We start from the raw sequence: 22,553 nt of genomic DNA, 5'->3' as shown, positions 1-22,553 counted from the left end.
GGATTTACTGCCTATTATTCTTACATAAAAGGAGCAGAAATAAATGTTTAATACAATTGGTGTCATTGGTTTAGGGGTAATGGGCAGTAATTTAGCTTTAAATATGGCTAGTAAAGGGGAACAAGTAGCTGTCTATAACTACACAAGGGATCTAACGGAGCAGCTTGTTGCTAAATTGGACAGTCAGTCGCTCCATCCGTATTACGAAATCCAGGACTTTGTTCAGTCACTAGAAACTCCAAGAAAGATTTTTCTAATGGTGACGGCGGGTAAGCCGATCGACTCGGTGATCAATTCATTACTTTCTCATCTTGAATCAGGCGATATTATCATGGACGGCGGTAACTCCCATTACGAAGATACTGAACGCAGATATGATGAATTGAAATCTAAAGGAATCAGTTATTTAGGAATTGGTATTTCTGGTGGAGAAGTCGGTGCGTTAAAAGGACCTTCAATCATGCCAGGTGGAGATAAAGAAGCCTATGAAAAAGTAGCTCCGATTCTGACAAAAATCGCAGCCCAAGTAAATGATGACCCTTGCTGTACCTATATCGGTCCAAAAGGAGCAGGTCATTTTGTAAAAATGGTACATAACGGGATTGAGTATGCAGATATGCAACTAATCGCCGAAGCCTATACGTTTTTAAGAGAAAAGTTGCATTTAGAAGTTAATGAAATTGCTGAAATCTTTGAAACATGGAATCAAGGCGAACTGAAAAGTTATTTAATCGAAATCACAGCCGAAATATTAAGGAAAAAAGATGAAGTAACGGGTTTACCCTTGATCGATGTGATTCTTGATAAAGCAGGACAAAAAGGCACAGGTAAATGGACCAGCATGCAAGCTATTGATAACGGAATACCAGCATCAATTATTACAGAGTCTTTGTTTGCACGATACATTTCCGCTCTAAAAGAGGAACGGGTTAATGCAGAAAATATTCTAACAGGCCCTGAGAACGTTCAGCAAAAATTAGATGAAAATGAGTGGATTGACTATATTAGACAAGCATTATATATGGGAAAAGTTTGTGCGTACGCGCAAGGTTTTACTCAATATAAAATGACTTCTGAACTTTACGGTTGGGATTTGCCTTTAAAGGATATTGCGCTGATTTTCCGCGGAGGTTGTATCATTCGTGCAGAATTTTTAAACGTCATTAGCGAAGCCTATCAAGAGCAGCCGAATCTGGCTAATTTATTAATCTCACCATATTTTGCTGAAAAGGTTACAGATTACCAGGTAGGATTACGAAAGGTTGTCTGTGAAGGAATAAATTCTGGTATTTCGTTTCCATGTTTAAGTGCTTCACTTACTTATTACGATAGTTATCGAACAGGCATCTCAAATGCTAACCTTTTGCAAGCACAACGTGATTATTTTGGTGCACATACCTATGAACGACGTGATTTAGCAGGAGTCTTTCACACAAACTGGCAGTGATAGAAAGTGACAAAAGAAACAGTCATTTTTCAATAACCGTTCATGAATTTGAGATGAAGAAATTGAATAAACTCTTAAAAAATCAGTAAAAAAGTATAATGATTTCTAAATTAATTTAAGCAGAAATATACATAGCCAATTCAATGACTTTGTATATTTCAGCTTTTCTTTACAACATTATAACCTAATTTACTTATGATACGGTTCACCGAGCTTAATATTATACTTATCAATAAAACACAATCCAATCTTTTTTCAACAATCTGGCCCTGGCCTTTAACATAATGGGGTTCTGCAACAAAACGCGGATAATATACGTTAAGACAATTTAAAAGCCTGTTTTTTTATCGGCTATAAATGACTTTACTTCCTTCAAATCAAGATCAGTAACTTCTCCATTCCCTATAACATGATCGAACCCACAAGCTGAAACATTCACCCCAAGTAATAAAACAAGACACCCATTAAGAACCCTTTGAAAGTTCATTTATAAATCTCCTCTCAGTTTTATTATAATAATATTGCACCTTTCACAGTTTTGCTGGGAGATTCAAATTCATAGACATAAAAAATTAAATCTTCTGTTCCTTCTAAAATGAAAGCTTCAGTTAAAATGCCATCTTTTTCTTTAAACTCATTTATGTTTTTCTTTAATAATGCAGCTTGAATTCGATTTAAGGACTTTTTCATTTTCATGATAATCTCTCCTTCCGGTATAATAAATTAGGTTTATTTAAAAAATATGTACTCTCTTGTAATAGGGGGGGGCTTTTTTCAAATTTTTCATATAGTAATTTATAAAAAATTAATTTAAAATGCTCACCTGACATTGAAATATCATGACATTAAGTGAAGTTGTTTTAGGTGGCTATGGCCAAAAATGTTGGTATCATTACCTTGTTACTTCCTATTAAATTATTAATTGAATGGGCGGCATAATGTAATCATTGCTTAAATCCCTTGAAATATAGGGATTTAACGAGGATTTAGAAATGGATGCTCACCTAACATGTAAATATTTTTATAGTGAAGGTCTTCCATCAGTTTATTGAACTGCTGGGAGGCCTTTTTTTTCATGTAGTCAGTCGTATGAGCATAGTAGTTCATCGTTGTTTGAATATCTGTATGTCCTAATCGCTGTTGAATTCCTATCAACCCCACCCATGCTTGGCAAGGGCCTGGCGCCAAGACCGACCAGATGTAACACTAACAATGGATAAGGATAGATAGGAGATAGAGGCTATGCAAGAGAAGGAAGGTAAGCGAATAGATGATCTAAACGAATATGGAAGCAGAAGATAGGGAAAGGAAATCTTTTCGGTATCCCTAACAATTTCTGGATAGTCTACACTTATCTAGACAGAAAATTTAAGGTCAGGTAGACTACAGATACAACTATTTATAGAAAAGAGGCCCGATATGCGACGTGATATACAACTGAATGAACGAGCTTTCTCTTCCAAGGAAGTAGCAGAAGAAGTGGGTATTGCAACTCCCACTGTTCGAAAGTATGGTCAAATCTTAGAGCGGAATGGATATGAGTTTTTGAAAGATGGAGATCGACGTATCTTTGTTCAATCTGACATCGGAGCGCTTATAGCGCTACGCGATACGGACAAGCCCCTAGACGATACAGCTAAAGACCTTGTATATCAACAAAAAGAAAGATTAGAAGGATCCTATGAAACAGAGGTAGCGATACCCGATACATATGAAGAAAATTTACCCCAGGACCCCAATCAATTAAAAGAGGTCTTAATGTTTTTAGTCAATGAACTCGCAGCCACACGTGAAATGAATGTCCAACTGACAAACGATATGTCAGAGCTTAAAACAAAGGTTTCCCGGCTCCAGCAAGATCATCATGTTATAAGTTCTAGTATTGGAAATTCAGCGCAAAGAACTAATGCTAAAATTGAACAATTAACTGAACAACAAAATAACCATTACGAAACATTGCTACAACAAGAAAAACAAAAAAGTGAACTCTTACAAAAAGAAATACAAAATATGCGGGTCGAACAGAAAAAAGAATGGACTTCCCAAAATGAGTTTAATAAACGTTTAGAAGAAGCGATACAAAAACGTTCAGAAAAATGGTGGGGGCTTTTCTCCATATTCAGAAAATAAGGTGACCGTTAAGCTTTTTTTTGCCCAACTGTGTAATGATTCTTGGAAGCAAATTATTGATGTAGAAATAAAAGTATTGAGATGCCAATCCACAAAACTTTAATAAAATCATAGAGCTACATGATTCGCGTAGCTGAAACACAGAATTAAGAAAGAGTATTTCAACTTTACAGGATTTGGTACCTGCTATGTAAGAGCTCGGCGATACCAATGTATTGACGTTCTAAAGGCAAACGAAGGCTCAATTGAAATTCATTGGAGATTTGTTTAAGCGATATGCATCTAAAACAAAATACACAAGTAAGCAAAAAAGGCATGCTTGATAAAAAGAGAGTTGAGGAGGTTGAAAACTTGCATTCAAAAACAAGAGTCCTCCTTAATAGAGTTGCTCCAGACAGGGGTTGACCGTCTCCTTTTTGTATGTTTCGTATCGTTGGGCGATATAACATGCAAATAAATTCAAAACCTTTAGGTTTAATAGAAAAGCTGGGTTCGATATACAAGCATGATATACATCCGAATGAACGAGTATTCTCTTCTAAGGCAGTACCAGAAGAAGTGGGGATGCAACACCCACTGTTCAAAAGTATGGTCAAAACTTAGAACGAAACGGATATGAGTTTATAAGATGGTGATTCCTATCTTTATTCACTCCGACATCGAAGCGCTCATAGCGTTACATGATACGGACAAGCCCCTAGACGATACAGCTAAAGACCTTGTGTATCAACAAAAAGATAGATTAGAAGAAACTAATGAAACAGTGATAGCGATACCTGATACATTTGACAATTCAATCCATAATCCCAAACAATTAAATGAGATTTTAATTGTTTTAATCAATGAACTCGTAGCTACGCGTGAAATGAACGTCCACTGACAAACGATATGCCTCAGCTTAAAACAACAGTTTCCCAGCTCCAGCAAGATCCATGTCCTTAATAGTGTTCCTCAAGAAAGGGGCTGACCGGTTCTTTTTTGTGTTTCGTATCGCCGGGCGATATAACATGCAAATAAATCTACAGAACCTTCATCTTTAATAGAAAGAGGGAGCCGATATGCGACAGAATATACATCCGAATGAATGAGCATCCTCTTCCAAGGAAGTGGCAGAAGAAGTGGAGATACAAAATCCACTGTTTGAAAGTATGTTTAAAACTTAGAGCGATATGGATAGGAGCTGTTAAAAGATAGCGATTGGCATATCTTCGTTCAATCCGATATCGAAATGCTTATAGTGTTACGCGATACGGGCAATCCCCTAGACGATAGAGCTAAAGATTCTTGTATCAAGAAAAAGAAAGATTAGAAGGAACCAATGATACAGAGATAGCGATACCCGATACATATGACAATTTATTTAACCCAGGTTCCCATTCAATTAAAAGAGATCTTAATGTTAATAACCAATGAACTCGCGCTACGCGTGAAATGAACATCTAACTGACAAACGATATGTCATAGCTTAAAACTGAGCAACAAAGAACCCATTACGAAACATTACTGCAATAAGAAAAAGGTTTCATTACCTTTTCTTTAGTCTCCTTTACGATATTAAGGTGTTAATTTACGTTATGACTATTTAAACCTAAGGCACCCAAATCAAAAGTAGAAATTCCTTTGTTCCAACTATTCGGAATCACCATTTTCAAATTTCAACAATTTCCCGAGAAATATCTACAAATTCTGAGTAGATATCGACAAAATTAGAAGTTTTTAAAAGAGATAGCGATACCCGATATATATGTCAATTTATTTAACCCATGTTCGCATTTAATTAAAAGAGATCTTAATTTTTAACCAATGAACTCGCAGCTCCGCGTGAAATGAACATCTAACTGACAAACGATATGTCATAGTTTAAAACTGAACAACAAAGAACCCATTACGAAACATTACTGCAATAAGAAAAAGGTTTCATTACCTTTTTTTTAGTCTCCTTTACGATATTCAGGTGTTAATTTGCGTTATAACTATTTAAACCTAAGGCAATCAAATTTAAAGTAGAAATTCCTTTGTTCCAACTATTCGGAATCACCATTATCAAATTTCAACAATTTCCCGAGAAATATCTACAAATTCTGAGTAGATATCGACAAAATTAGAAGCTTCTAAATAGCGATTTGTTTTTGCTGATAAGAAAGTAGACATACTATAGAATTCAAACCCTATCGATTGTTTTTTAATTAAAAGAAATAAACTCTTCTAAGGAAAGAGCTTTTATAAAGATGCTAAAGGTGAAAAAAAACATGTGTAGTCTTCCTTCCCTGTAATAATAAATGAACTTTTATTATTACAGATATGAGGGCAAAGGGTCCTCACATATTTAAAACAGATGCAAAAAAGTTTATAACCGCATTTTCACCACGAAATATATGGAACTATATATTATTGTTTTTTCTTTTTGATACTAAACGTATCGAAAGTTTGCTATCAAAAAATGGTCAAAAACTCAAAAACAAACGTAAACCCCAATCAAAAGATTGTAATAGTGGGGGTCGCAGGGAGCTCCCCGCTGGATAAGGCAGACCGTGAGTAGCAACCCGAATAGTGAGTTTGCCAAAAGTTTGCCGTTATTTTATCAAGATACAGAGCTTTCCTTATGAGGAAGGAAGTCCTGATCCTGACTGACTTCGTAATGTTTTCGTTTTTTTGTAATAGAGTCTATGCCTAGGTTGACCGTATACATGGTATGCAGGGCAAAAAAGACCTGCTCTAAGGTCTAGTTGAATAAGCTATTAAAAATTATACTATAAAAATATTTCAAATTATTCAAAATAGAGTTGACATTAGTAAAATTTGAATATATAGTGAGGAACATAATTAAATAAATACGTTATTTCTTATCAAGAGATGTGGAGGGACTTGGCCCTATGATACCTCGGCAGCGGGTTTTTACTTTTGTAAAAATACTGTGCTAATTCCAACGGACGAAAGTTTGAAAGATAAGAAGGAGCTTTTCTTAGATAATTAAATTAAGAGTTTACTCTTTTTTATTTCTAAAAGAGGCCTCTTCTGTCTGATGACGGAAGAGGCCTCTTTTGTTTATTCAGAATGTATATGGTTATTTGGAGAATTGGTGTAATTATTCGTAAGTTTTGCGCACTAATCGTGAATTATAAACAATTACTCGTGAGTTTCACGCATTTACTCGTGAGTTTCACATATTTACTCGTGAATTGTGAGGAATTCTCGTGAGTTTCGAAAATTTAACCCTATCATTATGAAACTTTGCAAAGCTCTTCTCTGGATAATGAATTCGTACAAATAAACAGCATGGGGGGAGACAGAATGATTGAATTTCAAAATGTTAAAAAGGTATATAAAACAAAGAAACAGACTGTTGAAGCTTTGAAAGGAATTAATTTGACAGTTGAAAAAGGCGATATTTTTGGTGTTGTCGGCTATAGTGGAGCCGGAAAAAGTACGTTGATTCGGTTAGTCAATCTACTCGAACACCCTTCAGATGGACAGGTTATTGTTGGGGGGAAGGATTTAACCAAATTGAACCCGAAGGAATTACGGGCAGAAAAGAAAAAAATCGGCATGATTTTTCAACATTTTAACTTACTTAACTCAAAGACAGTTTTTGATAATATTGCCATGCCGCTAGTTTTATCGGGAACTCCCAGTAAAGAAATCAAAGAGCGGGTAGGCGAGTTGTTAGAGTTCGTTGGCTTATCAAGTAAAGCAAAGAGTTATCCGGAACAATTGTCTGGCGGTCAAAAGCAACGAATAGGGATTGCTAGAGCGTTGGCTACCAACCCATCGATTCTTTTGTGTGATGAAGCGACGTCAGCATTGGATCCACAAACAACGAGTGCTGTACTGCAACTCTTAAAAAAAATTAATAAAGAATACAATATTACCATTTTGCTAATCACTCATGAAATGTCTGTAATTAGGGAAATTTGCAATAAGGTTGCGGTCATGGAAGGCGGACGCGTGGTTGAACAAGGTTCGGTTTTCGAAGTTTTTGCGAAGCCCCAAACAGATATCGCAAAAAACTTTGTACGAACTGTTATTCACGACGAGATCCCACAAAGTTTCCTGAAAAATATCGGATCATATATTCCGATTATTTGGAAAATTAACTTTATTGGTACTACATCAGGCAATCCTTTACTTTCAACCATCTCGAAGAAATTTGATGTTCATTTAAGTGTTTTATCAGCTAATATTTCTGAAATTCAGGAAACACCTTTTGGAAATTTAATTATTGAAGTGACAGGGAACAAACAAGAAGTGGACAAGGCTTATCAATATATTAAAGATGAGGGGATTCTCGTCCAGGAGGTGCAGATAAATGGGTAATACACTTTGGGGAATGGAAATAACGGCAGACCAGCTGTCGACAGCTTTCGGTGACACACTTTATATGGTAGCCATCTCATTGATATTTTCCGGGCTGATTGGACTTCCGCTAGGAATCTTACTTGTCATTACAAGAAAGGGTCACATCCTGGAGAATAAATGGATCTTTAATGTATTGAACCCGGTCATTAATATATTGCGGTCGGTTCCTTTCATCATCTTGCTTGTAGCACTTATTCCGTTTACCAGAATGATTGTCGGCAGTGCGATCGGAACGAATGCGGCCATTGTTCCGCTAATCTTCTACGCGGCTCCTTATATTGCTCGGCTTGTGGAGAACTCCCTGTTGGAAGTGGACAAAGGGATCATCGAGGCAGCTCAGGCGATGGGGGCGACGACATGGCAAATCATTTATCGCTTTTTGATTCCCGAGGGACTTAGTTCGCTGATCCTTACATTTACAACAGCGACAATTGGCCTTGTTGGATCTACTGCTATGGCAGGTGCTGTCGGTGCAGGTGGGGTAGGAGATTTAGCCTTAGCTTACGGTTATCAAAGATTTGATACGATGACGATGGTCGTCACCGTAGCGGCGCTCGTGATCATCGTTCAATTATTGCAATCCACCGGGAATTTTGTTTCAAAAAAAATCAGAAGAAGATAACAATTATTAGGAGGTAGGAAAAATGAAGAAAATCTTATTAACAATCATGGTATTAGCATTTGCCGTCGTTGGTGCAGCATGTGGAAACAAAGCGGAGTCAACAGGTAATTCAGATGATGTGAAAACAGTGAAAGTCGGTGTCAGCAGCGGGGATACGAGAACATGGGAATACATTGTTGACTTAGCGAAAAAGGATGGGCTGAATATCGAACTTGTTACTTTTAATGATTATATCCAACCGAACCTTGCGTTAAGTGAAGGAGAAATTGATGCGAATTCATTCCAAACAGTTGCCTATTTCGATGAATTCGTTCAAGATCAAAATCTGAAATTAGAGGCCATCGGATCGACTGTCATTGCACCTATGGGCCTTTATTCGAAAAAACACAAAGATCTCAAGGATCTTCCAAATGGTGCTACTGTAGCTGTTCCGAATGAAGCAACAAACTTTGGACGTGCATTACTGCTTCTTCAAGAAGCTGGTTTGATTACATTGAAAGAGGAATTTAATGGATCGGGATCATTAGATATTATTAAAGAAAATCCGAAAAATTTGAAAATCAAACCTGTAGCTGCTGGCAATACGCCGCGTCTATTGGATGATGCCGATGCTTCAGCCATTAATAATAACTTTGCCGTTGAAGCAGGCCTTACTTTAAAAGATGCATTATTCCATGAAAGTAAAACAGCGAAACCATATATTAATATCATTGCGGTTAAAAAGGGAAATGCCGATCGTCCTGAACTACAAAAGTTAGTTGAACTTTATCAATCGAAAGAAGTGGAAGCGTTCATTGAAAAAACGTTTAAAGGAAACACCATTCCTGCATATGTTTCTGTAGATGAATTATTGAATTACCAAGATGCTTGGACAAAACCAGCCAATGAAAAATGATGAATAGAACAAAGTGAAGGAATGCCGGATGGATTCAAGATACCTATCCGGCTGCTTTTTTTATACAAATAAATAAAAAGGGGAGATAAGAATATGGGAATTGAATTAGCGAAGTCGCATCAGCAAATCATTGAAAATCACATCGACCTTCATTCCGAATTATATATCGAAACGAGTCAAGCCATTCATGCAAACCCCGAAATTGGGAATCAAGAGTTCTTTGCTTCGGATACGTTGACCAAATTACTTCAAGATGCAGGATTTGAAGTAAACCGTAATATAGCTGGGCATGAAACAGGATTCATCGCCAAAAAAGCCTCTGCAAAGAAAGGCCCCAAAATTGCTTTTTTAGCTGAGTATGATGCATTGCCAGGTTTAGGACATGCTTGCGGCCATAATATCATTGGCACTACGAGTGTCGCAGCAGGAATTTCACTATCTCAAGTACTAGAGGTAACAGGTGGAGAGGTGATTGTTTTCGGAACACCTGCTGAAGAGGGAGGGCCAAATGGAAGTGCAAAAGGCAGCTTTGCGAAGCACGGTTTGTTTGATGAGGTAGATGCAGCCATCATTATCCATCCAGCTGGTCAAACTGGTGTAACAAGTCCATTTTTGGCTGTAGATCCACTTGATTTTCATTTTTACGGAAAATCAGCACATGCAGCTGCTGCTCCTGAACAAGGTGTGAATGCTCTTGACGGGGTTATTCAGCTATTTAATGGCATTAGTGCTTTACGTCAGCAACTCCCATCTGAGGTCAAAATCCACGGAATAATAACCAATGGTGGAGAAGCACCTAACATCATTCCTGAATATGCTTCTGCCCGATTTTACATTAGAGCAACAACATGGAAGCTATGCCAAGATGTATCACGTAAAATACGTGATGTTGCTGAAGGGGCTGCACTTGCCACAGGAAGCACAGTTAAAGTCGAACGTTTCCAAAATGAAGTGCTTGATTTTGTCATAAATCCAGTTCTTGATGAACTGTTAAAGGAAGAACTGACTCAATTAGGAGAAACGGTAGCTCCTAGAAAAGATAGTGGTTTTGGTTCGACTGATGCGGGGAACGTAAGCCATATAGTTCCGACAGCCCATCCATATATAAAAATTGGACCAGATGATTTGATTGCCCATACGAATGAATTCCGCGACTGTGCTAAATCTCAAGAAGGAGACAAAGCCATCCTCACTGGTGCAAAAGCTCTTGCGCTTACAGGCTACCGGTTGATTTCGGATAAAGATCTGTTGGATAAGGTTAAAACAGCTTTTCATGAAGCTAAGCAAAAGGAAATATAAATAAATCGGATTGCAATGGTAGTTGGTCTTCTCCAAATCTATAAAATAAGAAGTGCATTAGCTTAGACAAAGCGATATATATAGGTCAGATAAAGAAAAACAGAAGCCCCTTGGCTTCTGTTTTTCTTATTTCTTTTCTTTTTCTAGCATTCTTTTCAGCTTTTTGAGAAGCTTCCAGTAATCGTAGCTACCAATGCCTCAAATCACCTTCTGACCTTCTTTCACTTTTATTCCTCTCCCTAAAATGTATCAGCGTAGTTTATATGCGAAATGTCGGTGATACCCTAATTCAATGGTATACAAAAAATCCCTATCTATTTAAATGGGATTCTTTTTTTATTTAAATAGAGCATCCCACTAAAAGGGTCAGAACCCTTATAAAGTTATTTAAGGAAAGTAAAAGAAGGTTTTTATCCGAAATGTTTCCATGATTATTAAAGGGGAATTACTGTTTTATTTCAATTTCAATAAAACATCTCTAAACATTCAGATTTATTTTATTATGACTATATAGGATTTACTATCATTAAAGGAGAGGTATATGAAAAAGTTTTTCTTTATCTTCATTTTGGCTTTAATCCCCTTCGCCTCTACGACTGTAAGTGCAGAATCAGACTTACCTCTCATTAGTGAAGCTGGGATCATTATTGATGCGAAAAGTGGGAAAGTGTTATACGAAAAAAACACAAATAAAAAAATGTATCCAGCCAGTCTAACGAAAGTTGCTACTGCTATATATGCTATTGAGCACGGGGATAAGAATGAACTAGTGACTGTTAGCAAAAAAGCGGCTGAGGCAGACGGCTCTTCGGTATTTATTGAACCTGGGGAGAAAATAGAGCTTTCCAAATTAATTGCAGGAATGCTCATCAACTCCGGAAATGATGCAGCTATCGCAATTGCTGAGCATATGTCTGGTAGTGAAAAACTGTTCATGGAGGATTTGAATGAGTTTTTAAGGAAGGAAGTAAACGTCACCGATACTCATTTTACGAACCCACATGGATTGTTTGACAAAGACCATGTAACTACAGCCAGTGACCTTGCGAAAATTACCCAATATGCAATGAAAAATGAAACTTTCCGTGAGTATTTTGGGAAGAAGAATTTACCATGGGAAGTGGAAACATGGGACACAACTCTAATTACCCATCATAAAATTTTAAAAGGCGAGCTCCCCTATAAGGGAATAACCGGCGGGAAAACCGGTTTCGTCAGTCAATCCGGCTACACCCTGATTTCTACTGCTACTAGAGGAGAACAGGACTTGATTGCCGTCACTCTAAAAGCTCCTTCAGACAAAGTTGCCTACTCTGATACCAAGCTTTTATTCAACTATGGCTTTGAAAACTTTAAATCAGGCAAAATTGATAAAAAAAGCAAACTTTATTCAGCGGACTACTCTAATTCCTACACGCTGAACGAAGACTTATACTATACTCATTTAATTAGTGATCAACCTAGTCTAAAAACGAGTAATGATGGAATTCTCTCAATCATGAACCAAGAAGGGGAAGCAATAGAATCCTTTGACCTTAAAACGGTCGCTGATGTCAGGAACACAGTATTGCCTGCCTCGATTAAAAAAGAAACAATCGATGATGAGCTACTAAATTTTATGTTCCATCTCAAGGATGGGGAGGCTGTGTCATTCTTATCATTCTGATAACGGTTTTTCTAAAAAAAAGAAAAAAACGAAGTGATTTTAGAACTCGTTACTAAAGAAACTCACCGACTGGCAATCAGAGGCGTTGTTGCCTTATACATTTCCCTAAAATCAGCCACTAAAGGGTGGCTTTAATTTAATAAATAGAACGAAGGAGCACACATATTATACAACTAATATGTGTACTCCTTTATTTTTAAGGCTTTTTATGATTTAGGTATTGATAATCCTAGGACAGGGATTTTCTTTTAGGGGTATATAGTTATGTTGATACTAGAGGAAGACATCTTTAGGATATCGCCCTCTACATATACCACGATTTATATTATTTCCACCCATTAACGGAAAAAAATACTTCCTTCTTTTATTAATAATCAGTTGTCACTTACTTTAAAGCTAATGAATTTCTGCTCCATCATTTCTTCCATCGCATATTTGACGCCTTCTCTGCCAACACCGCTGTCCTTCCAGCCACCATAAGGCATATTATCAATCCGATAGGTCGGGATATCATTAATGACGACTCCACCCGTTTCCAAGCGTTCCGCCGCATAAAAAGCACGTTCTATGCTCGGTGTCATTACTCCTGAATTCAATCCGTAACGTGAATCATTTGCATCCTTGATGGCATCATCCAGCGTATCGAATGGGAAAATACAGACAATCGGACCGAATATTTCGAAACGAAATACCTTTGAGTCACGATTTACATCTGTTAAGACGGTAGGTAAGAGAACATTGCCTTCCACTGTACCGCCACACTCAATTTTTGCTCCTTCCTGTACTGCCTCGTCGATCCAACTTTGTAACCGCTCCAACGATTTTTTCGAAATGACCGCAGTAATATTAGTGCTTTCCTCGAGAGGGGATCCGATGACAAGCCGTTTTGTCCTACTGACGAATCGCTCCAAAAATTGTTGGTACAGTGAACTGTGGACATAAATTCTTTGAATCGAGATACACACCTGCCCATTATTTGTAAAAGAGCCCATCACACTTCGTTCTATGACTTTATCGATGTCGACTCCTTCATCAATAATGAACGGCGAGTTGGATCCGAGTTCAAGGGTTAGCTTACGAAAGCCTGCTTGCTGCTGGATAAGGTGTCCGACTTCCACACTGCCAGTAAAAGTCACTTTTTTTACATGTGGGTGGGTTGTCAAAGCTTCACTTAAGACATCCCCTTTGCCCGGAATGATGTTCAATACACCTTCTGGAAGGCCTGCTTCTTTAAAAATTTCTGCAAGCACGAGCGAACTAAGAGGCGTTTGTTCGGCAGGTTTTAATACAATTGAATTTCCAGCCGCAATAGCTGGACCAACTTTATGGGCGACAAGATTAAATGGAAAGTTAAATGGGGTAATTGCCGTTACAACGCCAATCGGGGTACGAATCGTGAAGCCAAAACGGTTTACTCCACCCTGTGCCGCATCCATCGGAATTTGTTCTCCATAATTGTTCTTTGCCGCTTCTGCAGAAAAACGGTAGGTCTGAACCGTACGATTGATTTCCTCACGAGCATTTCGAATCGTTTTCGCCGCCTCTAGAGAAACGATTTTCGCAAGTTCTTCAGTGCGTTCTTCCATGATTGCGGCAACTTTTACTAAAATTTCGGCTCGTGCATGCGCCGGGTAGGATCGGTATTTCTGAAAAGCGGCATTTGCCTCTACGATCGCTTCAATGGCATCCGCTGGTTCAGCCTGTCCGATTTGTGCAATTTCTTCATTTGAATGTGGATTAAATAACGGCTCATACAATTTAGCCTCACGCCATTTGCCACCGATCCACAATTGCCACTTTTGCTTCATCTGACATTCCTCCAATAATACATGCTTTTATAATTTGCAAATATAATCACCTAGTGTTTTCGAAAGCTCTACATTTTCCGAGTAATCGACATCCACATCAATCAAGACAATCTCCTTACTCGCAACGGCTTCCTCTAATGTGTGAAGCAATTCATCGGAATGGGTTACTTTGACCCCTTTAACACCAAAACTTTTAGCGAATTCTAAAAAGTCTGGGTCTGTAAATTCAATCGCATTCGTACGATCAAACTTATTCAATTGCTTCCACTCGATTAAGCCAAATTTTGAATCATGGAAAATGACAATCACGAAGGCAAGACCCAGACGTTTAGCGGTTGCCAATTCAACACCATTCATCAGAAATCCACCATCACCTGTGACCGCAATGACAGGTTTATCAGGTTTTGCCAGTTTGGCCGCAATAGCACCGGGAACCGCAACACCCATCGATGCAAAGCCATTAGAAATGATAGTGTGATTAGGCTTTTCGGGCTGATACAACCGGGCAATCCATAATTTATGAGCGCCTACATCCGAAATGACAATGGCATTCCCTTTTTCCGCCTTTTTCAAATCGGCAATAATTCGCTGAGGGATGATAGGGCTTCCTGATACTTCATCCGAAGAATGAAGCTTTTCAACAATCTGAGACCTTAACCTTTTCACTTCTGGCCATAGTTCTTTTTCTTCAACTTCAGTAGTCAAGGCTTCAAGTGTCTCTGTGACGTTACCGACCAATTCAGCTTGAACCGGGTAATAAGCATCAATCTCAGCTGTTCTGGCATCAATATGAATAATCGGATTCATCGCCTCATCGTTCCAATATTTTGGCAAGTACTCGACGAAATCATAGCCGACGGTGATAATGAGATCGGCCAAATCAAACCCGCATAGAACATAATCCCTTGCTTGCATCCCTACTGTATAAAGGGTCAATGGATGGTCGGAAGGTAAAACCCCTTTGGCCATGAACGAATTCACAACTGGAATTTGCTTCGCTTCTGCAAATTTCCGCAAGGCCTCTGTAGCTCCATCACGGATCACGCCATTGCCAGCTAGAATAATCGGCTTTTTAGCGCGATTGATTAATTCTACGGCTTTTTTGATTACGGCTTCGGCAGGGCGGGATCTTGGCATTGGTGTAACTGGTAGTGGTTCACCTTCTGTATCCATCATTGCCACATCTTCAGGGAGCTCGATATGAACAGCTCCTGGCTTTTCAATGACAGCTGTCTTAAATGCTTTTCGGATAATTTCCGGAATCGTATGTGGCACCTTAATTTGTTGATTCCATTTCGTTACTTCCTCAAAAACTCCAATAATGTCGACATATTGATGGGACTCCTTATGAATGCGATCAAGGCCCGCCTGACCTGTGATGGCGACAACAGGTGAATAATCCAGATAAGCATTGCCTATCCCGGTTAATAAATTGGTTGCACCCGGTCCCAATGTGCCCAAACAAACACCTGGCTTTCCAGTTAGCCGACCATAGATGTCTGCCATAAAAGCAGCTGCTTGTTCATGATGAACTAAGATAAATTTAATATCAGAGCCTATTAGAGAATCAACTAAATCCGTATTTTCCTCACCAGGTATTCCAAAAATATACTTAACTCCTTCATTCTCTAAACATCGTACAAACAAATCTGATGCCTTCAAACTATTCCCTCCTCAACCAATTCAATTTCTTTCCTTATATGTTGGCACTGCTTATGAAATATTATGTACCTGAGTGTTTTAAAAACCATTTCGTCTATTTATGAATGTTTTGAGCAAATTCAGAAGCATCACGCCATACTACTGAATTACTCAGTACTAGGAAGATTAGCTTTTTTTAGCAAAAATCGGTCCAGAAATGCGGCACTATTCTTTTAATGGTGATAATGAAGGGAAGTGTTTTAAAGGAATGACTACAAAAATATCGTAAAAAGCTCAAAGTTTATTTGAGAAGTAGTTACGCGTGGTTTTTAAATAGGTCGCCAAAATTTGCCGAAGAAGAAAAATACGATAGATAAACAAAGCTGATAACCAAAAGATATATCTTATTGAAGGATCCGCTTTTTTCGCAGTGAGAGGAAAATGGGGGGGAGGAATCGTCTGCTTCCATATTGCATGTAGAAGTGTGCTAAAAATATCGCTTCTGTTAAGCTGTTCATCCCTGGCAGGTTTGTGATTGCTTTTAGATGGGAGCTTATCTCGTAAATATTGCGCGTGGATTCATGAAATCCGTTAGAAAATAGGTGTAAGTTCGTAAACAGTGAAATTAAATCATAATTTTTTTTCGCTGGAGAAAACTAAACGAGCAAGAATAGAAAGGGGAGAATAAGTATGAGTCGTGGTAAAAATTTTAATCACAAAGAAAAAGGACATCCTGGAAACTTACCTAATAATAGAATAAGCGAAGAGAAGGAACACAGTCGACAGTATGAACAGATTGAAGATATTGTTACACATGAAGCTTTTAAAAATCGGGAAAAAGAGGACGAGATGCCTTAATTTACTCAGCAAATTAATCGGGTGGAATACAATGGTTAGATATTTGTGGAATAATCGCTAATTAGATTGATAAAACAAGGCTTGTGTCCCATCAAAATATTTAGACATTTAAATTTTTCCCGTTCGTAAAAGTACAACTTTTTTGAACGGGTATTTTTGTTTAAAATAGGTAGATTTTACGTTCGTTAAAGTTGAAATACACTTTTGTATGCCTGTAGTTTTGTAAACATAGAGGCATCGCTCAGAACCTGCTTTTCTCCTGAAAAATCTTGATCTATCCTTATTCAAACGTTCCTTTTATTAGCGGAACCTGCTTTTCTACCATCACTTGTCCTCTTGCCATTACTGTATCGATCGTCAATGTTTCCTTTTGCAAAAATACGATATCGGCATCCTTGCCGGTTTGGATGCTGCCCTTGCTCGAAAGCTTTAGCACTTGTGCGGGGTTCGTGGTGATGACCCTCAGAGCTGTTTCCAGCGGGATGCCTTCCTCTAAAACAGAATCACGCACTTCGTGATATAGCGACGATACTTTTCCTACTTGTAGGCCTGCATACTCCCCGTGGCTGTTAAAGAATGGAAGGCTTGCTTGCCCGTCTGAAGAGAAGGTGATGTGTCCAACTGGAACCCCTTCTTCAAGCATCATGCGCAAGCCCATGCTGCACTTCACTTCGCCTTCCTCCAAAAATAAAGGAATGCTACTTGTGGTGAAGTCTACGTATCCTCCTCGCTTCGCGTAATCAATTCCCGCCCTGAATAATTCTTCATTTCGATTGATATGTGTCGGATGGAGCTGCCGAATCGGAATGTTGGTTTTATCTGCAATTTCATGCAGCAAGGAAAGCTTTCCATCTCCGTCCCCTACATGAACTTCTAATATCCCAGCTTTTCCTGACAGGATACCGCCATTGCGTGCCGCAGTAGCGACTTTAGTCAATTCCTCAAATGTGGGTTCTGATGATCTATGGTCGGAGATTGCGATCTCTCCAACACCGATAATTTTATCGATTAAAATAATATCGTCTTCGATTTTTCCCGTCAATGTCTTTACTGGCACTTGATAGGAGCCTGTATGAATGAAACAGGAAATACCCTCTTCTTCAAGCGCCCGCGCCTTGGCAAGAAGGCTTTCCATTCTACGTGTAGTGCCGTCCGTACCAAGTAAGCCAACCAGAGTTGTAATACCTGAAGTTGTAATATCAGTGAGCATCAGCTCGGGGGTGCGGGTTTTGAATCCTCCCTCGCCGCCCCCACCAATAATATGAACATGTGAATCTATAAAACCCGGAACAACCAAAAGGTTAGTCGCATCAATGATTTGAATAGGGGCAAAGTTGTCAGGAATCTCGATTCTGTCATCTATAAATGCGATTTTATCGTTTGTAATCAATATGTCTTTCCGTCCTAAGTAATTGGGTGAGTATATCTCGCCATTTTTAATTAAAGTAAGCAATTTGTTTCTCCTCCTGTAAATACTGTTTCTTTCTTGTAAATACTGCTATCAGAATGGACCATACCCGATGAAGTGGGCTATGATAACAGCTACTAATCCGATGAGATATTGAATGAGCACCAGCGGCAAAATCCACTTCGCCCACTTTGTCCAAGAAATGCCTGCGATTGCTAAGCCCGCCATTAAGGTGGTAGCGGTCGGGAAAATCATATTTCCGATTCCGTCCGCGAAAGAGAAAGACAACACTGCAGTTTGGCGTGTAATATCCAATAAGTCTGCGAGCGGCACCATAATTGGCATTGTCAGCATCGCATGACCGGTGCCGGACGCTAGAATAAAATGGATAAGAGTTTGGAAGCTGTACATGCCGGCAACACTTAAAAAGGCCGGGATATGCTGGATAGATTCAGCTACTTGATGCAGCATAGGGTCGACGATATGGCCCTCATTCAATACGACAAGAATGGCACGTGATACGCCGATTATCAAAGCGCCGCCGAGCAAGGCTGCAGATCCATTAGTAAAGGAGTTGACAATGTGATCTGCAGACAGTTTTCCGATGATTCCAATTACGATTGTCAATACAATGAATAAGGCAGCGATTTCTGTCATGTACCATTGGAACTTGATGACTCCAAACGCCAAGACGATATAGTTAATTAAAAAAGCTACTAAGATGAACTTGTGTCTCGCTGTTAACTTCGCACCTGATTGCAGCAGGTTTTTTGCTTCTTCTTTTGTATATTTTCCGTAGATTCCTATAGAAGGATTTTTCTTTACCTTCATTGCGTAACGATAGATATAAAGAACGGAAACCAGATAGACAATAACAAATAAAATAAGGCGGAACCCTATGCCTGAGAACATCGGCAATTCTGCGATTCCTTGGGCAAGTCCTACTGTGAATGGATTCATGACGGCAGTCGTAAACCCTGACATTACCCCTACTATGACAATGGCGGTTCCTGTAATTGTATCGAATCCCAGAGCCAACGCCAGGGGAATGATAAGAGGAAGATAAGCCAGTGTTTCTTCTGCCATCCCCATTAAGGAGCCACCTACAGCGAAAAACAGCATCACGACAGGAATCAATAGCTTTTCACGCGTCGCCAACTTCCGAGCCATTGTCCCGATAAGCACATCAACCGTACCTGTTGCTCTTAAAACACCGAAAAACCCTCCGATAATCAATAAGAAAAAGATAATATTTCCGGCTTCTACCATTCCTGTGTGAATAGCTTTTATCATATCGAACAATCCGACCGGTGCAGATTCTATCCATTTAAAAGAATTGGCGTCTACAGTTGCCCGTCCATCCGCTTCAATCCTTGCATATTCCCCAGCCGGTAAAATGTAAGTGAATAGAGTTGCTATTGCGAGAATGCAGAGCAGTAATACAAAAACATTGATTTTTCTCTCTTTTTTTCCCGCTGTTCCAAGCGATACAATCTTTTCTTGTGGTTGGCTCATACGTGTCTCTCCTTTGTCTTTAAAATAAATGCATGGAACTAAAACGCTTACAAAATACCCCCTCTAGACTCTCTTTATTTTGCTGTTTTCCTCCTTTATACAGGTATCAAGCAAAATCTGTGCCAATATGAAAAGATTGATTTTTATGAAAACTTCATGGTTGGATTAGAGTTTAAGGTCATTATTGGTTCTTTTTGGTGATATAATAGAACCAATTTAAAGACAAGTAGGTGTTTTTATGTCAAAATCCTCACTTACTCTTATAGCGGGAAGTGCAAAAACAAAGCAAGCCTTGCAGGAACAGCTGGAACAATTGCTTGGAGACTATGCTCATGTTAAAAGCCATGCTACCGATGAGGGAACACCACAGTCACTGGAAGATAGAATTATCTTGTATTCATCAGATACCGCTTATGATAATTCAAATGCTATGTATAGTGTAAATGCAGAGAAAATAATTGTGGGAAAGAGAACAGTTAATCATGAATACATTGACAAACTTTTAAGAATACCTGATGGTTCAGCAGTTTTGGTGGTGAATGATGATGATGATGCCACTATAAGTCTTATTGAATCCTTATATCAGCTTGGTGTTGATCATGTTCAATTTATCCCATTTCGAAAGGGGGTATTGTTTTATGAGGATGTCCAAATTGCCATTTCACCAGGGGAAACACATCTGTGCCCCTCTTACATAAAAGAAGTAATCGATATAGGCGTGCGTCTTTTTGACATGACAACAATTCTGGAAGTTGTAGAATGCTGCGGTTTGAACAAGGATATATCCTCGAGGATTTCAGAAAGGTATATTAGGAATATCATTGAATTACAACATAGGCTGCTATATGCAGAGCGGGATGCCAAGCAGATGAGCGAGCACATCCAAAATGTGTTGGGAACTGTCGATGATGGAATATTGGTCATTAACGAGGAAGGGCGGATTACAGTATTCAATAATCGGCTTGCGGCATTGTTTCATGTTGATGCACAAGATGTAGTTAATAAGTATATGAAGGATGTAATGAATCGCCGGGATATTACTGATTTCATCATGAACGGTAAGGATGAAAGCAAGTTCTTCGATATAGATGGCGTGGATGTCGTTATTTTTCGATTGCAAATGGTGAAAGAAAATACAATTGTCGCAACCTTCAAAAGTGTACATCAAGCCTTTGAAATAGAAAAGACAGCACAAAGAGAAATGCGAAATAAAGGATTTTATACGAAATACTGCTTTGATGATATTATCGGTGAGGATGATGTAATGAAAGATCGTAAGCAGATTGCTAAGAAGCTTGCCTTGTCAGAGCATCCTATTTTGATTCAGGGAGAGACAGGAACAGGAAAAGAACTGTTTGCGCATGCTATTCATGAGTATTCATTGCGAAAAAACGGGCCGTTTCTGGCTGTAAACTGCAGCGCATTAACAGAAACTTTGCTTGAAAGTGAATTATTCGGCTACGAAGAAGGGACATTTACAGGAGCGCAAAGGGGAGGCAAGAAAGGTTTATTTGAATTAGCGGATAACGGGACTATCTTTTTGGATGAAATTGGCGACATAAGTCTCACAGTTCAATCACATCTGCTGCGAGTTCTGCAGGAGGCGGAAATTCGCAGGATTGGAGGCAGAAGAATCATACCTATTAATGTTCGAGTGATTACAGCAACAAATAAAGATCTTCAAGGAAAGATGCGCGACGGTTCGTTCAGAACAGACTTGTTTTACCGGCTGAATGTACTTAATCTCTGCATTCCGCCACTCAATGAGAGAAGAGCGGATATTCCGCTTTTGATTAAGCATCTCATCACAAAGAGTGGGAAGTGGGTAAAGGTAGAGCAAGACGTACTGGAGTATTTCATGCAATATAATTGGCCTGGCAACATACGTGAACTGAAAAGCACAATTGATTACATGCTGACGGTTTGTGAGGGAAATGTAGTGACGAAAAGAGACCTTCCGTCCATGCTAGGACAATCGGGAGATAGTATGACATCTGAATATTCCGAATGTGAAAGTAGTATGCTGGAAATGCAAGAGCGTGTTTTTATCTTGGAAGTAATCAAGCAATGCAACGATAAAGGAAAAGCGGCAAGCAGAGAGCTGATTTCAAGTCAAAGCAAAGAATCGGACTTTGTCTTGTCCCCTCAGCAGATCCGGCGCCGTTTGGATATTTTAGAAGGAGAAGGATTTGTTGTTAAAGGCAGAGGAAGGGCCGGCACGAAGATAACTGCTGCCGGAATAGAGTATTTATACTTTCTTAAGTCAAAGTGTGCAGTGTAATGCTAAAGAAATCATTCTTGCAGGTTGCTTTTGGACAAAATGATATAATCAACCACATTTATTTGACTGAGTTGGTTATGACATAGGCAGTGCAAGATGACATAGACATGAATTAACATTTAATTTTAAAGAGACTTAGGAGCTTTGCTAAGAGAATGCTGGTGTCAGCTGTCCCTATACGATTTATTGTTGTGGCTGATGAGTCTAGGTCATTACAAGTATTAGGGGAATTCTGGTTGCAGGCTGAGGTCAGCCCTTTTGCTGAGAGGGAGTATAAACATGTCAGGATGCTGCTGGGTTTCCTCTCCATAGTCAGGATGGAATTCTAAGACCTTGTAAACTCAATTTTTTATTCCCTAAGTCTTATTTTGATATATTCAATATCTAAACAATGTTGTAGAACATGATTATCTCTTCATACAAAAACGATTCATGTTAGGATTTAAGTCCTTTCGAACTGCTAAACGAATTCATGCTGGAGTTGGAAGCCGTGCATATAAAAAAAGGACAAACTTTTCATGGGGAGAAGTCTGTCCGAAATAAAGTGAACCTCATTCATCAACTTTTCGGTCTTTTAGCATAAAAATGGATTCCATTAGAAAACTTTTCGCTCTTTATACTTTCTCA

The 22,553-nt window shown here is 38.8% G+C and carries 18 protein-coding genes, 1 pseudogene and 1 riboswitch; of the genes and pseudogenes, 12 read left to right on the top strand and 7 right to left on the bottom strand.

Annotated features, from left to right (window positions below; all coding sequences use genetic code 11):
• Positions 1–43 precede the first annotated feature (43 nt).
• Complete coding sequence (gnd, locus tag ACQKMR_RS21960; protein ID WP_427699220.1) at positions 44–1,447, top strand: decarboxylating NADP(+)-dependent phosphogluconate dehydrogenase; 1,404 nt, start codon at positions 44–46, stop codon at positions 1,445–1,447.
• A 328-nt stretch (positions 1,448–1,775) separates the two neighbouring features.
• Here the strand turns inward: gnd and ACQKMR_RS21955 are convergent, their stop codons facing one another.
• The 3 genes from ACQKMR_RS21955 to ACQKMR_RS21945 form a co-directional block, all read right to left on the bottom strand.
• Positions 1,776–1,934 carry a hypothetical protein gene (locus ACQKMR_RS21955; RefSeq protein WP_427699219.1) on the bottom strand — a complete coding sequence of 53 codons (159 nt, stop codon included), beginning with the start codon at positions 1,932–1,934 and terminating at the stop codon, positions 1,776–1,778.
• 23 nt (positions 1,935–1,957) lie between these two features.
• Positions 1,958–2,143 carry a hypothetical protein gene (locus tag ACQKMR_RS21950; protein WP_427699218.1) on the bottom strand — a complete coding sequence of 62 codons (186 nt, stop codon included), beginning with the start codon at positions 2,141–2,143 and terminating at the stop codon, positions 1,958–1,960.
• 279 nt (positions 2,144–2,422) lie between these two features.
• Complete coding sequence (locus ACQKMR_RS21945; RefSeq protein WP_427699217.1) at positions 2,423–2,602, bottom strand: hypothetical protein; 180 nt, start codon at positions 2,600–2,602, stop codon at positions 2,423–2,425.
• Between the two features lie 264 nt (positions 2,603–2,866).
• Here ACQKMR_RS21945 and ACQKMR_RS21940 point away from each other — a divergent pair, with 264 nt between their 5' ends.
• The 7 genes from ACQKMR_RS21940 (at position 2,867) to ACQKMR_RS21910 (ending at position 12,415) form a co-directional block, all read left to right on the top strand.
• The gene (locus ACQKMR_RS21940) at positions 2,867–3,577 is read left to right on the top strand and encodes a hypothetical protein (protein ID WP_057216560.1); all 711 of its coding nucleotides are present in this window, start codon (positions 2,867–2,869) and stop codon (positions 3,575–3,577) included.
• A 628-nt stretch (positions 3,578–4,205) separates the two neighbouring features.
• Positions 4,206–4,457, top strand: a complete 252-nt coding sequence (locus tag ACQKMR_RS21935) for a hypothetical protein (protein ID WP_427699216.1) — start codon at positions 4,206–4,208, stop codon at positions 4,455–4,457.
• A 1,960-nt stretch (positions 4,458–6,417) separates the two neighbouring features.
• Positions 6,418–6,529: riboswitch (SAM riboswitch) on the top strand.
• 339 nt (positions 6,530–6,868) lie between these two features.
• Complete coding sequence (locus ACQKMR_RS21930; RefSeq protein WP_427699215.1) at positions 6,869–7,891, top strand: methionine ABC transporter ATP-binding protein; 1,023 nt, start codon at positions 6,869–6,871, stop codon at positions 7,889–7,891.
• 13 nt (positions 7,892–7,904) lie between these two features.
• Positions 7,905–8,555, top strand: a complete 651-nt coding sequence (locus tag ACQKMR_RS21925; RefSeq protein ID WP_053348966.1) for a methionine ABC transporter permease — start codon at positions 7,905–7,907, stop codon at positions 8,553–8,555.
• 22 nt (positions 8,556–8,577) lie between these two features.
• Positions 8,578–9,450: a MetQ/NlpA family ABC transporter substrate-binding protein gene (locus ACQKMR_RS21920; RefSeq protein WP_427699214.1), complete on the top strand. Its 873-nt coding sequence runs from the start codon at positions 8,578–8,580 to the stop codon at positions 9,448–9,450.
• Positions 9,451–9,543: 93 nt separating this feature from the next.
• Positions 9,544–10,749, top strand: a complete 1,206-nt coding sequence (locus ACQKMR_RS21915; RefSeq protein WP_427699213.1) for a M20 family metallopeptidase — start codon at positions 9,544–9,546, stop codon at positions 10,747–10,749.
• Positions 10,750–11,290: 541 nt separating this feature from the next.
• Positions 11,291–12,415, top strand: a complete 1,125-nt coding sequence (locus ACQKMR_RS21910; RefSeq protein WP_427699212.1) for a D-alanyl-D-alanine carboxypeptidase family protein — start codon at positions 11,291–11,293, stop codon at positions 12,413–12,415.
• A gap of 374 nt (positions 12,416–12,789) precedes the next feature.
• Here ACQKMR_RS21910 and ACQKMR_RS21905 read toward each other — a convergent pair whose 3' ends face one another.
• The gene (locus tag ACQKMR_RS21905; RefSeq protein WP_427699211.1) at positions 12,790–14,223 is read right to left on the bottom strand and encodes an aldehyde dehydrogenase family protein; all 1,434 of its coding nucleotides are present in this window, start codon (positions 14,221–14,223) and stop codon (positions 12,790–12,792) included.
• Positions 14,224–14,250: 27 nt separating this feature from the next.
• Positions 14,251–15,885, bottom strand: a complete 1,635-nt coding sequence (locus ACQKMR_RS21900) for an acetolactate synthase large subunit (protein ID WP_427699210.1) — start codon at positions 15,883–15,885, stop codon at positions 14,251–14,253.
• A gap of 669 nt (positions 15,886–16,554) precedes the next feature.
• On the opposite strand from ACQKMR_RS21900, the gene ACQKMR_RS21895 reads away from it, so the two are divergent.
• The gene (locus ACQKMR_RS21895) at positions 16,555–16,722 is read left to right on the top strand and encodes a hypothetical protein (RefSeq protein ID WP_162878727.1); all 168 of its coding nucleotides are present in this window, start codon (positions 16,555–16,557) and stop codon (positions 16,720–16,722) included.
• Between the two features lie 280 nt (positions 16,723–17,002).
• Here ACQKMR_RS21895 and iadA read toward each other — a convergent pair whose 3' ends face one another.
• Both iadA and ACQKMR_RS21885 read right to left on the bottom strand, forming a co-directional pair.
• Positions 17,003–18,175 (bottom strand): beta-aspartyl-peptidase, encoded by a 1,173-nt coding sequence (gene iadA / locus ACQKMR_RS21890; RefSeq protein ID WP_427699209.1) that lies wholly within the window; start codon positions 18,173–18,175, stop codon positions 17,003–17,005.
• Between the two features lie 48 nt (positions 18,176–18,223).
• Positions 18,224–19,645: a YfcC family protein gene (locus tag ACQKMR_RS21885; protein ID WP_427699208.1), complete on the bottom strand. Its 1,422-nt coding sequence runs from the start codon at positions 19,643–19,645 to the stop codon at positions 18,224–18,226.
• Positions 19,646–19,883: 238 nt separating this feature from the next.
• Here ACQKMR_RS21885 and ACQKMR_RS21880 point away from each other — a divergent pair, with 238 nt between their 5' ends.
• From ACQKMR_RS21880 to ACQKMR_RS21870, 3 genes and pseudogenes are all read left to right on the top strand, one after another.
• Positions 19,884–21,926: a sigma 54-interacting transcriptional regulator gene (locus ACQKMR_RS21880; RefSeq protein ID WP_427699207.1), complete on the top strand. Its 2,043-nt coding sequence runs from the start codon at positions 19,884–19,886 to the stop codon at positions 21,924–21,926.
• A gap of 155 nt (positions 21,927–22,081) precedes the next feature.
• Complete coding sequence (locus tag ACQKMR_RS21875; protein WP_427699206.1) at positions 22,082–22,255, top strand: hypothetical protein; 174 nt, start codon at positions 22,082–22,084, stop codon at positions 22,253–22,255.
• 46 nt (positions 22,256–22,301) lie between these two features.
• Positions 22,302–22,509: pseudogene (locus tag ACQKMR_RS21870) on the top strand (IS6 family transposase); the annotation flags it as partial.
• Positions 22,510–22,553 lie beyond the last annotated feature (44 nt).

Source organism: Peribacillus sp. NPDC096540 (genome assembly GCF_050278525.1).
Taxonomy (GTDB): domain Bacteria; phylum Bacillota; class Bacilli; order Bacillales; family DSM-1321; genus Peribacillus.
This window is presented reverse-complemented; position numbering and strand designations above follow the sequence as displayed.

Coding starts and splice junctions, on each gene's coding strand:
- gnd (WP_427699220.1), top strand. CDS start 44: ATGTTTAATACAATTGGTGTCATTGGTTTAGGGGTAATGGGCAGTAAT.
- ACQKMR_RS21955 (WP_427699219.1), bottom strand. CDS start 1,934: ATGAACTTTCAAAGGGTTCTTAATGGGTGTCTTGTTTTATTACTTGGG.
- ACQKMR_RS21950 (WP_427699218.1), bottom strand. CDS start 2,143: ATGAAAATGAAAAAGTCCTTAAATCGAATTCAAGCTGCATTATTAAAG.
- ACQKMR_RS21940 (WP_057216560.1), top strand. CDS start 2,867: ATGCGACGTGATATACAACTGAATGAACGAGCTTTCTCTTCCAAGGAA.
- ACQKMR_RS21935 (WP_427699216.1), top strand. CDS start 4,206: ATGGTGATTCCTATCTTTATTCACTCCGACATCGAAGCGCTCATAGCG.
- ACQKMR_RS21930 (WP_427699215.1), top strand. CDS start 6,869: ATGATTGAATTTCAAAATGTTAAAAAGGTATATAAAACAAAGAAACAG.
- ACQKMR_RS21925 (WP_053348966.1), top strand. CDS start 7,905: ATGGAAATAACGGCAGACCAGCTGTCGACAGCTTTCGGTGACACACTT.
- ACQKMR_RS21920 (WP_427699214.1), top strand. CDS start 8,578: ATGAAGAAAATCTTATTAACAATCATGGTATTAGCATTTGCCGTCGTT.
- ACQKMR_RS21915 (WP_427699213.1), top strand. CDS start 9,544: ATGGGAATTGAATTAGCGAAGTCGCATCAGCAAATCATTGAAAATCAC.
- ACQKMR_RS21910 (WP_427699212.1), top strand. CDS start 11,291: ATGAAAAAGTTTTTCTTTATCTTCATTTTGGCTTTAATCCCCTTCGCC.
- ACQKMR_RS21905 (WP_427699211.1), bottom strand. CDS start 14,223: ATGAAGCAAAAGTGGCAATTGTGGATCGGTGGCAAATGGCGTGAGGCT.
- ACQKMR_RS21895 (WP_162878727.1), top strand. CDS start 16,555: ATGAGTCGTGGTAAAAATTTTAATCACAAAGAAAAAGGACATCCTGGA.
- ACQKMR_RS21885 (WP_427699208.1), bottom strand. CDS start 19,645: ATGAGCCAACCACAAGAAAAGATTGTATCGCTTGGAACAGCGGGAAAA.
- ACQKMR_RS21880 (WP_427699207.1), top strand. CDS start 19,884: ATGTCAAAATCCTCACTTACTCTTATAGCGGGAAGTGCAAAAACAAAG.
- ACQKMR_RS21875 (WP_427699206.1), top strand. CDS start 22,082: ATGCTGGTGTCAGCTGTCCCTATACGATTTATTGTTGTGGCTGATGAG.